General features: G+C 66.3%; 6 protein-coding genes. All 6 read right to left on the reverse strand.

The genetic code is table 11. From position 1 onward, the window contains the following. The coding region (locus Q0U08_RS12310; RefSeq protein ID WP_298091700.1) for a glycosyltransferase at nucleotides 1–649 on the reverse strand (649 nt) is incomplete at its 3' end. Next, on the reverse strand, nucleotides 646–1,074 hold the full coding sequence (locus Q0U08_RS12315; protein WP_298091701.1) for a pyridoxamine 5'-phosphate oxidase family protein: 429 nt from the start codon (nucleotides 1,072–1,074) through the stop codon (nucleotides 646–648). The genes Q0U08_RS12315 and Q0U08_RS12310, both read right to left, overlap by 4 nt. A 103-nt stretch (nucleotides 1,075–1,177) precedes the next feature. Continuing rightward, entirely contained in the window at nucleotides 1,178–1,933 is a 756-nt protein-coding gene (locus Q0U08_RS12320; RefSeq protein ID WP_298091702.1) for a ThuA domain-containing protein, read from the reverse strand. Beyond that, entirely contained in the window at nucleotides 1,930–5,013 is a 3,084-nt protein-coding gene (locus Q0U08_RS12325) for a glycosyl hydrolase family 28-related protein (protein WP_298091703.1), read from the reverse strand. Before Q0U08_RS12325 ends, Q0U08_RS12320 begins: the two co-directional genes overlap by 4 nt. Before the next feature lie 228 nt (nucleotides 5,014–5,241). Next, nucleotides 5,242–8,223, reverse strand: coding sequence for a TonB-dependent siderophore receptor (locus Q0U08_RS12330; RefSeq protein ID WP_298091705.1), 2,982 nt, complete (start codon nucleotides 8,221–8,223; stop codon nucleotides 5,242–5,244). A gap of 107 nt (nucleotides 8,224–8,330) precedes the next feature. After that, a complete protein-coding gene (locus Q0U08_RS12335; RefSeq protein WP_298091704.1) occupies nucleotides 8,331–11,357 on the reverse strand; it encodes a glycosyl hydrolase family 28-related protein in 3,027 nt (1,008 codons plus the stop codon). Nucleotides 11,358–11,658 lie beyond the last annotated feature (301 nt).

Raw genomic sequence — 11,658 nt, forward strand, 5'->3', positions numbered from 1 at the left:
CCCCCGCATCCCGCCGCACCCGACACCCCCCACGCGCCGCATCATCAACAAACCGCGCATCCTCCCCGCTGGGGAGTGGCAGGAAGCCCCCCAGCGCCCGATAGGCGGAGCCGCGCATGCCCATATTGGCGCCGCTGGCATGGTGATGCGTCATCGGCGCTTCCCATTCGACCGGGTCCAGCGCCCGGCGCAGCGCGAACAGCGCGTCGTAATAACGCTCAATCCGGTCTTGCAGCGGTGCGGCGACACCACCCTCGCGCAGCACCCGCCCCGCCACCACATCAGCATGGGCGAGACCGGCCAGCATCGCCTCCACCCAGTCTGGCGTCGGCCGGCTGTCCGCATCGGTGGTCAGCAGGATGTCGGCAGTCCCCGCCATCACCATCGCCCGCTGCCGCGCCAGCCCGGCATTGGGTGCCCCGCGCGCAACCTGCGCGACCTGCACCCGGTGCCGGGCAACCGACCGATACCGCTCCGCGACCGGTGCGCTGCCGTCCCGGCATCCATCCAGCAACAGGCACAAGGTCACCGTCACGCCAGCCGGCACCGCCAGCGCTTCCACCGCGTCGAACAGATGCGGCAGCGCTGCCGCCTCGTCCCGCACCGGCACGCAGATCGCAATCGACGACCGCGCGGTAACGCTCGTCAAAGAGCGATCTCGCCTTCGTCCTTGCCGTTCCAGTAGCGGATGCGCTTGGCATGCACCGCGATCATCACGATGCCGGGCGTGTCGATGCCCTCGGGGAAATAGCGGTCGAGATCCTTGGTCCAGTGATCGGCAAACTGCGCCTTGTCCTCGATCAGCGTCGCACGCCCTTCCACGGAGACGAACAGCGGCGGACCACCCAGCATCCCGACCGCGCCGGTATAGCTCAGCAATACCCGAGGATCGGCCTGGATATCGGACACCTTGCGCGTGTCGCGATAGGAAAAGAAGTAGCTGTCGCCGCGATAATCGACATCGCCATTGTTGCTCATCGGCCGCGCGCTGCTGCCGTCATGTCCCGTGACCAGCATCGCGAAGTCGAGCTTCGCCATCTTGGCGGACAGATCCTCCAACGTCAGTTCGGACATGCCTGTTCTCCCCGTTCAGCCAACCCACATAGGTTACAAGGGCTGAACGAGCCGACAGCTCGCAGGTTCATGGCCGACTATGCGAAATTCGCACGCATGCGCATCAGCGGCGGGGCATCCCGGTGGCCGCCCACCACAGCCCGCCCATCAGATGCGCCAGATACTGGGGATCCCGGTACATCTCGCCATTATGCCCCAGTGTCGTCACGAACACGCGACCTTTTTCATGCAGATGATGCCACGCAATCGGATGATCTCGCCCCATCGGCAACGACACCTGCCCCGGCCAGATCTTGCGCGGGTCGTAGCTGGTCTCGTCCACCGACAGGATGGTGCTGATGTTCACCTTGTAGGGATTGGTGGTGGTGTAGAACTCGTCGCTCCAGATCCAGCGTTCGGGTACGCCGTAGCTTGCCGGGTGCTCGCGATCGGTGACGGTGACGATGCCGGTCTGCAGCATCGGGTGTACGCCGACACGCCGGCCCACCAGCCGCTCATACCAGGGCCAGGCATCCGGCGGCGTGATCGCGGCGCGGTGGACGACGATCGCATTGCCCCCGGCGCGCATATAGGCCTCGAACTTCGCACGCTGGCCGGGGTTCAGCTCCTCGCCGGGCGTGTTCAGGAACATCACCGCGGCATATTGGCTCAGGTCGCCATCGAACGTCTCGGTCTTGTTCGTCCACACCATCTCGAACGCGTGCAGCTTCGCCAGATGCTCCAGACTGTCGCGTGCGATGGGGATGTATTCGTAGTGATATTTATTGGGGATGGCGAGAACGAGCAGCTTGTACTGCGCCTGTGCCCAGGCCGTGCCGGGGACGAGAAGCGCCAACAGGGCAAGGGCGAAGCGGATCATGGGCGCACCCGGTACAGCGAATGGTGGGTCAGGATGAACAGCGTGGACTTGTCCGCCCCGCCGAACAGCAGTTGCAGCGGGCGTTCGGGCACATCGATCCGCCCCAGTGGCGTGCCGTCGGCGTCGTGGACGAAGACCTGCCCGTTGGCGATGAACACGCGGCCCTGCCCGTCGGTGGCCACGCTCTCCCCACCGCGATCGGCAAAGGGCTTCAGGTCCGTAAGCGTGCCGTTCGCGCCGACCACGCCGCTATAGGTGCGCGCCTCCGACGCATTGGCGACATGGATGCGCGACCCCACCCGCCCCTGGACAAAGCCATAGGTGTCGAGGGCGTCGGAAAAGCGCCGCCCGCGAAAATCGGCCGGCCCCTGCTGGAAGGTACGGAACGCGGGCAGCACCACGCTGCCGTCGGGCGAGACATAGCCTTGCGCCAGCGGTCGGGCGACATCCTGCGCGAACATCTCGGCCAGCGTGGTGAAGCGCATCGTCTGCGGATCGAGTTGGTCGCGAAACTCGCCATTGTTCCACCAGTTGCCCGGCAGCGCGACCGCCGCCTCTGCCGCAGCCAGCGGGGTGGGCGCGATCACCGCCAGTTCCGTTTCCGGCGTGCCGGGGCGAAACGCGTAGACGGTGCCGTTCCGCCCGGCCGAGGACAGCACCATCAGATTGCCCGATGCGTCGGCAGTCAGGTTGACGGGATCAAGCGTATTGTCGCGCTCGATCCCCAGTCCCGCGCCTTCCGACCAGCGATAGATGCGCTGCTGAGTTCGGTCGATGAAGTAGAGCGTGCCGTCCGGCGTCGCCGCGCCTCCGCCCGCCGCATCGAACCCGCCGGCGATCTTTTCCGCCACGGCGCAGCGCCCGCCTGTTTGCCCACCAGTCTTCCTTCGTTCGTGCTGAGCGAAGTCGAAGCACAGCCCGGACGCCTGCCCGTCTCCCCCGACCGGGATGGACGCCGGCACGTCGAACGTCGCGAACTCCCGCTCGCGCACCTCGCCACCTGCCCCCATGTCGCGGATCGCATTCTCATACGGAAACTTGTTCGCGCGCAGGAAGGTCGCGCAGCCATTCTCATCGCACGTCCCCAGCCCGCTTTCCGCGTTCACATGGACGTTGCGGAACCGGATGTTGCGGGCATTGTAGAGCGTTACCGCGGCCGGCTGCGCCTTGAAGGTACGCGTCACGCGATAGGCGTGGAGATTGCCGATCAGGATATCGCGGGAATCGCGGATCTCCAGCGCCACCGCATCCTTGCTTTCGCCGCCCTCCTCCTCGGTCTGCGGCGCGAGCAATTCCCAGTTGGCGACGCGGTTCAACGCAATCTCGACCCGGCCATGATGCTCGGCCGACATCTGATAGACATGGCCCGGTGTCTCGGTGTCCGACACGTACAGCCCGGCCTGCGCATAGGTATTGGGCGTCCAGATATTGTTGAACGTCCCCCCGCCCCCGTCCGTTACCCACAGACTCGGATATTGCGCGTCCCATCGCTTTGCCGGGTCCGCATCCCCCGTCGCATTGGCGTTATAGGGGATGAAGCGCTTGCCGCCGGCCAGGTCGGTGCCGTGCCCGCCCTGGAACTTCACATCGTCGACCAGCGAGTTCGCGCCCGCAGTCCATAGCAGCGCCGTCGCGCGCGGATTGATCCCGCCGGTGAACAGCCCCAGGCCCGAGACGATCGCATCCCCGCCCCGCGCCGTCTCGACCAGCGCCTTGGGCGTACCCACGCCCTGAAAGGCCGGCGTCCCGTCCGGCAGGATGATCTGCGTCAGATTGGGGTGCAGCGCGACCAGCACGCTGTCCGCCCGCAGGCGCAGCGTATCGGTGACGATGTAGCGGCCGGCGGGGAAATAGACCACGCGGTGCGTATCGATCGCGCGCTGGATCGCGGCGGTATCGTCGGTGCGATCGTCGCCCTTCGCCCCGCCGTCGCGCACGTTGAACCAGTCGGCGACCGCCGGCAGCGTGCGCAGCGCGGACATGCGGCGTTCGGGCAGGGCGGGTAGCGATGATGCCTGCATCACCGTCTTGTATTCGCCCATCTGCCCATATCCGGCGACGGCCAGGCCATAGCTGAATGATGCGACCTGGTATGCCTGGCCGTGCCCCGCGACGCTGCGCCCGCTGTCGCGGAAGCGCGCGAAAACCGGCGTGCGCGCCGCCATCGCATTCTCGAACGCAATCTGGGTATAGGCATTGCCTTCGTTCGACACGATCACGCCGGCGCGGAACACATTCTCGAACCGCACGTCCTTGCCGAACAGCCAGTCGCCATACCCCTTGTCGATCTCGATCCCGACCGGCGTGTCGCGGATCGCGACGTTGACCATGGTCAGCCCCGCCTCATGCTCGCGGATCGCCGCCTCGCGCTGCCCCTCGAACGTCGCGTCGATCAGTGCGAACGGCCAGGCGGGCGACGGCTTTTCCGTCAATATCCCGTATCGTCCGCCACGGATGTGCAGATGCTGGCCGATATTACCGACCTGATAGAGCGCGGCCAGCCCCGATCCCATGTCGAAATCCATGTGGCTGACGAACGCATGCTGTGCAGCATGGAACCGGATCGCGGTCGCTGCGGCATTGTTCGCGCCGACGGCGATGTCGATGTTGCTGATGCCCGAATAGAAGGTGCCGGGATTGGCATCGGCGATCTTTGGATCGAACGGCACGCTGCCCTGCACCGGGAAGGGCACGCGCGTGCGGCCCGCCACGTTACGCCCGTCGTCACTGCGTACCCCCTCGCCGTTACGCCGCGCGCCGGCGAAGACGATCATCGTCGCCAGTCCACGCTGGAACCCCGGCGTGCGCGCACCCAGCACGATGCGCGGCCGCGTCGCCCCCGTACCGTACAGCCGCACGCCGGGCCACAGAAAGACGGTGCGCGTGATGCGGTAGGTGCCCGCCGGCAGGAAGACGATGCCCCCGCCGCCCTGGTCCGCCGCGGCGTCGATCGCCTGCTGGATCGCGGCCGTATCGTCGGCGCGGCCGTCACCGACACCGCGCACCGTGGTTGCCCGCGCATCCACCGGCGCGGCCTGCAACACCGATGCCCCCGGCGCTTCCCCCTGTGCCTGTGCCATCCCTGCGCGCGCGAGCAGAACCGCGACCAGAAAGCCCCTCCCCTTCAGGGGAGGGGTTGGGGTGGGGGCTATTCTCAAGCGCGCCATCTGTGGCGAAGCCCCACCCCTGAAGCGGAGGGGAGAAATAGGCACTGTAGATCTCACCACCGCCGTCTCCTCAGGCCGGAAAAAAGAGGTCCCGGCCGGAGCCGGGACAGGTTGGGGAACCATCAAACCTTTGGGATAGCGTCAGAAATTAAACCGCACACCCACCCGGTACACGCGGCCGATAATATCATACAGCGCCGGGTTGATATCCACACCGGTATTGGTCTGCGGCGAGGGGGTGGGGTCGCGATTGAACAGGTTGTCGACCTTGAAATAGGCGTTCAGCGCCTTGGTCAGCGTGTAGCTGCCGCCCACGTCGAAGTAGAAGGCACCCTTCATCCGGTTGAAGTCGATCGTCGGCGCATTGGCGGTGGAGACCGGGCAGCTCGACTGGCAGACGACATATTGATTGCCGAACACGCCGTCGCTGAACCAGCGCTGCTGGAAGAAGATCGAGAATTCGTCCTGCGTATAGGTCTCGGTCGTCAGCCATTTCCAGGACGGCGTATTGCCCGAATTGGCGCCCGCGCTGTCCACCGGCACCGCGCCGGGCAGGCCCAGATCGGTGACGAAGTTGATCACATGCGTCGCCAGTCCGCGCACCGTGAAGCGACCGGGCAGGCCCAGCGGTTGGCGGATCTGATAGCTCGCCTCGATATCGAAACCCTCGGTGCGGATCGAGGCGAGGTTGAACGGCTGGACATCGACGAAATTGCCCTGGTTGTTGGCACCTTGCAGGAAGAAGCCACCGCACAATTCGGTCACGCCTTGCTGACAGAAATTCACCTTCTGCTGCGCCGATACCGCCTGGATCAGCCCGCGCACCTTGATCTTGTAATAGTCGAACGACAGGCTGAGCCCTGGCAGCCAACTCGGCTGCGCATAGACGACGCCCAGTTCGGTATTGCGCGCGGTTTCCGGCCGCAGGTTCGGGTTGCCGATCGTGTTCTGCGTAATCGTGACCGAGGTGTTATTGAACGGATCAGTGAAGTTGGGCACCGTCACCGCGATCGGCGCGGCGAACAGCTCGGACAGGTTGGGCGCCCGCACATCGCGCGAGGTGACCGCACGCAGCCGCAGGCCGTCGATCGGCGTGTCATAGGTGCCGCCCACCTTCCACGAATAGACCGTGCCCGACGTGCTGTAATTGGTCGCACGCCCCGCCACGTTCAGGTTCGCCCGGCCCAGGGCAGGCGTGTTGAGCAGCGGCACGTTCAGTTCGAGGTAGCTTTCCAGCACGTTGTAGCTGCCGCGCCCGCTATGATAATTGCCGGCATACCAGTTGTTCCCCTCCGGATTGAGGACGGGATCGAACGGGTACAGGTCGTTGTACGGCGTATTGGGCAATGGCCCGTTGCCATAAGGGTCCGACGTCACGTGATAGAATTCGTGGCGATACTCCAGCCCCGTCGCCACCGACACCGGCCCCGCCCAGGTCGACAGCGGATCGCCCGACAGGTTGGCGCTGAACACATCCTGCGTCTGCCGGGTATGCTGGAACGGCCCGTTGGCGGGTTGCAGATAGGCCAGCGCCGCGGAAGACGGCGTCGCCCCGCCGAAGATGTTGAGCGGCTGGCAGCCATTGGCCCGCGCGGTCGGATCGCGGCAGACGATCACGCCGTTCACGCTCACCGCATCGATCGCCTGCAGATAACGCCGGGGGACGAGCATGTTGGTGACATTGATGTCGGTGATGTTCTCGCCATGCTTGAAATAGGCGTCGTAGCGCCAGTCGGTGCCAAAGCCTGACACCTTGCCCGTCGCGCCGCCGACGAAGCGATATTGCTTGCGCGACGGGAACACCTCGATGTTGGGCAGGATCGCGTTGGTCACGCCGTAGCGGAAGCTGGTGATGTTGTTCGCCGCGCACAGCCCGGTGATCGCGCTCGGCAAAAAGGCGTTGGCACAGTTGATGGTCAGGCTGGTCTGCGCGGCACCCGGATTGGGCTGGTTGCTGGTATCCACCTGCGAGATGTTGACGGTGGCGTAGATCTCGTTGTCCGCATCCAGGTCGAAGCCCAGCCGGCCATAGCCGTTATACCGCTCCAGCTTCGACTTCAGCGTGGTGCCGATCCCGACATTGCCCGACAGGTCGCCCCCGATGCAGAACCCGACATAGCATCCCGCGACATCGCCGTTCGCGTTGCGCCGCGGCACCCCGTTCGAGCCGTAGTTGAAGTTGAACGGCTGGCCGTTGGCGTCGAACGCGATGCCCTGCAGCGGCCCGGCATTGATCAGGCCATAGCGCGTATATTGATAGGCCTGCGCATGTTCGCGGTAGTTGAACTGCGGCGCGCCGTCATTGGTGATACCGCGATTGACCAGCGTGGCGGTGGTGTACCAGTCGCGCCCCGCCGGCCCTTCCTCGCCGAAGCCGCCCGGTCCCACGCCTTCCTCGCGGGCATATTCGCCGCTGACGATCAGGTGCAGCCGGTCGCCCAGGAACGACGTGCCGAAGGCGAGCTGCGCCAGCACGCTCTCGTCATCGCCGTAATCGCTGATGCCGCCCTGGACGTTGCCCTTCACCCCCTTGAAGCGCTTGTTGGTCACGAAGTTGACGACGCCGCCCACCGCGTCCGACCCGTAGGAGGCGGACGCACCGCCCGTCACCACGTCGACCCGCTCGATCAGCAGTTGCGGAAACTGGCTGATGTCGGGCACGCCGGTCACGTTCGCGCCGACGACGCGCTGCCCGTCGAGCAGGGTCAGCGTGCGGATCGTGCCCAGCCCGCGCAGCGAGAACGAGCTGAGCCCCTGCGACCCGCTCGACGTGCTGTTCGTGCCCGTGGTGACGCCGGTCGATCCTTGCAGCGAGGGCAGTTGCGCGATGGTGTTGAAGATGTTGGGCTGCGCGTTCAGCGCCAGTTGCTCGGCCCCGATCACCGTCGTCGGCGTGGGCGCCGCAAAGCCGCTGGAGACGATGCGCGATCCGGTGACGACGATGTCGGGCGCAGGGCCGCCGTCCTCGCTCTGCGGCCCAGTGTCTGGTGCTGCGTCCGGCGCGATCGTCGCGGGGCCGTTTTCCGGCGCGCCGGGCAGCGCCTGTACCGGCTCGGCAGGTGCGGGGTTGGCGGGCGCCGGCTGGACCTGTGCCGCGGCCGGCAGCGCCAGGCTCGCCGCCATCAGCGAGGCAAGCGACGCGGTCGCGAACGCCTGCCGGCGAGAGGGTGGAATGGGATCGATGATGGTCACGGGGCTTCCTCTCCTGGCTTTTATGATTGGGCGCGCGCTCACAGCGCCGCGGCGTAGAGTGCGTGATGGGTCAGGATGAACAGCGTGCGGCCGCCCTCCCCGCCGACCAGCAGTTGCAGCGGGCGCTCGGGCACATCGATCCGCCCCAGCGGCGATCCGTCGGGTGCATAGGCGAAGACCTGCCCGTTCGCGACGAACACGCGCCCCTGCGCATCGCGCACCACGCTTTCCCCGCCGCGATCGGCAAAGGGTTTCAGGTCGGCCAGCGCGCCGCCCGCCGCCACCGTGCCGCTATAGGTCCGGTTCTCCGACGCATTGGTCACGAACACCCGCTCGCCGACGCGTGCCGAAACGAAGCCATGCGCCTGCAATGTATCCGACCAGCGCCACCCCACCCGGTCGGGCGTCCCCTGCTGGAAGGTGCGGAAGGCCGGCAGCACCAGACTGCCGTCCACAGACGTATAGCCTTGAGCCTTGGGCATCCCGGCATCGCGCACGAACATCTCGCCCAGCGTCGTGAAATGATCGGTCGCCGGATCATATTGGTCGCGGAATTCGCCGTTGTTCCACCAGTTGACCGGCAACAGCACGCGCGCATCGGCACGCGGCGCAAAGGCGGTCGGTGCGATCGGCGTCACCTGTGTCGGCGAACCCCCGGGATCGATCTGGTAGACGCTGGCGGCCGGACCATAGGAGGACAGGACGAGCAGCTTGCCCGACGCATCAATCCCCAGATTGACGGGGTCGAGCGACTGGTCCGCCACCACCTCCAGCTTCTTGGCCTCCGTCCAGCGCAGGATCCGCTGGAAACGCCGCTCGATGAAATACAGCGCCCCCGCTCCGCCCACCGCCCCGCCCGAAAGCGACCAGAAGCCATCCGCCAGCTTGCGCACCGGCCCGCCCAGCGTCGCCGGCTCCAGCCGCGCCGGCGTCGCAGGCACGTCCAGCACCGCGAACTCCCGCTCCCGCACGTCCAGCCCATGCGTCTCGTCACGGATCGCGTTCTCGAACGGGAACTTGCTCGCCCGCAGGAAGGTGCCACAGCCATTGGCGTCGCAGGTCGCAAAGCCGCTTTCCGCGTTCACATGGACGTTGCGGAACCGGATGTCGGACGAATTGAACAGCTTCACCGCGCTCACGGCCGGGTGGAAGTTTCGCGTCACCCGGTACGCATGGTAGTTGGCGAACAACAGGTTGCGCGAATTGCGGATCTCCAGCGAGACCGCGTCCATCCCTTCACCCACTTCCTGTTCGGTCTGCGGCGCCAGCAACTCCCAATTCTCGACATTGTCGAACACGAATTCGTTGCGGACATGATGTTCGACCGACATTTCGTACACGCGCCCCGGCACTCGCGTGTTGCTGACGTAGAAGCCCGCGCTGGCAAAGGTGTTGGGGCTCCATATGTCGAAAAAGGTGCCGCCGCCCCCTTCCACCCAGATGCTGGGATATTGCGCGTCCCAGCGATTGTCGGACACCGGATCGCCGCTCGACGCCCGGCGCGACCCCTGCGGCTTGTTGTCCGCGGTCGGCGTGCCGCCCCCGCCCATGATCTTCACGTCGTTCAGCAGGCTGGTCTCGCCCGATCGCCACAGCACGGCGGCGGCACGCGGATTGATGCGGCCGGTGAACAGGCCCAGCCCGGACACGATGTTGCGCCCGCCCGCGGGCGTTTCCACGATCGGCACGACGCTGCCGATGCCGGCATGGCGCGCATTCTCGTCCGGGATCACCAGTTGCGTCTTGGCCGGGTGCAGGCCCAGCAGCACCGTATCGGGCCGCAGGCGCAGCGTATCGGTGACCATGTAGAAACCGCTCGGAAAATACAGCACGCGGTGCGTGTCGATCGCGCGCTGGATCGCGGCGGTATCGTCGGTCGCGCCGTCGCCCGCCACGCCCAGCGACTTCACGTTCGTCCAGATCGCCGTACCCGGCAGCGCGCGGATCGCCGGGGCGGGGGCGGCCGGCATCCGGCGCAGCGGCTCGATCTTCACATCGGTCGCGGTGGCACCGACGCTTTCCAACCCCTTCACCGTCACCCCGTGGCTGAACGATGCGACACGGTACGCGCCCCGGCGCCCGGCGATCGTCCGCCCGCTCTCGGCAAAGCGCACCAGCGTCGGCGTATCGACCGCGACCGCGCCGTCCAGCCCGGCTTGCGTGAACACGCTCTTCTCGTCGCCGATCGACAGCGCCGCGCGCGACACGTTCCGCAGCCTCAGCCCCTTGGCCCAGAAGCTGTCGCCATAGCCCTTGTCGATCTCGATCCCGACGGGCGTGTCGCGGATCGACACGTTGACCATGGTCAGCGCCGCCTCATGCTCGCGGATCGCGGCATCGCGCTGCCCGTCGAAGCTGGACTCGAGCAGGGTGAACTGCCAGGCGGGCGAGGTCTTCTCGGTGACGATGCCGTATCGTCCGCCATGGAAGTGTACGTCTTCCATGACGTTGCCCGCCTGATAGACGCCGGCGAACGCCGATCCCAGCCGGAACTCCATGTGGCTGAGGAACCCATGCTGCGCCACGCGGAAGCGCACGCCCGCCGCGCCCTCGTTGCCGCGGCCGATCTCGATATCGACGTTGCTCATCGAGGAGTAGAAGGTCGCCGAATTGGCGTCGCGCACCTTTTTGTCGCGCGGCACCACGGTCGGCACCGGCACCGGCACGTCGCCGACCGAATATTGGTCGCCGCCCGAAAAGACGATCATCGTCGACACGCCTTGCTGGAACCCAGGCGTGTTGTCCGCCAGCAGGATGACGGGCCTGGTACGCCCCGTGCCGAACACCCGCACGCCGATCGGCACCACCAGCGTGCGGGTGATCCGGTACCGGCCGGACGGCAGGAAGACGATGCCGTGCCCGTTCTTGTCGCTGGCGCTGTCCAGTGCGCGTTGGATCGCGTCGCTGTCGTCGGTGCGGCCATCGCCTGCCCCCTGCACCACCACCGCGCTGGGATCGTCCGGCCGTGCGATCATCACCGATCCGGGCTGGATCGCGGCAAAGGCAGGAATGGGCGCCGCTGCCAGCATCGCGCCCCCCGCCAACATGGTGCCCCTCACCAACATGGTGGCATCCATGAACATGCCTGCACGCATCCGCGTTTCCCCTCGGTCGTCATGGGGGAGTCCTTCCCCTCTGACTGCCACGATATGCGGGCCGGTCGCCCCCGGCATCCGGGACCATGGTCTTAATTTAAGGCCCTGGATCAACGGGATAGACAGTGGAGAATATGGTGGAAGGATATGCCGTGGATCGACGGAGCGGGGTGCATCCCCAGGCTGGCCCCGTGGCGGTCGTGGTGATGGGCGTCAGCGGCAGCGGAAAGTCGACGCTGGGGGCGGCGCTCGCCGCCGCCTCGCATTGCCC

This window comes from uncultured Sphingomonas sp. (assembly GCF_946477935.1).
Classification (GTDB): Bacteria; Pseudomonadota; Alphaproteobacteria; order Sphingomonadales; family Sphingomonadaceae; genus Sphingomonas.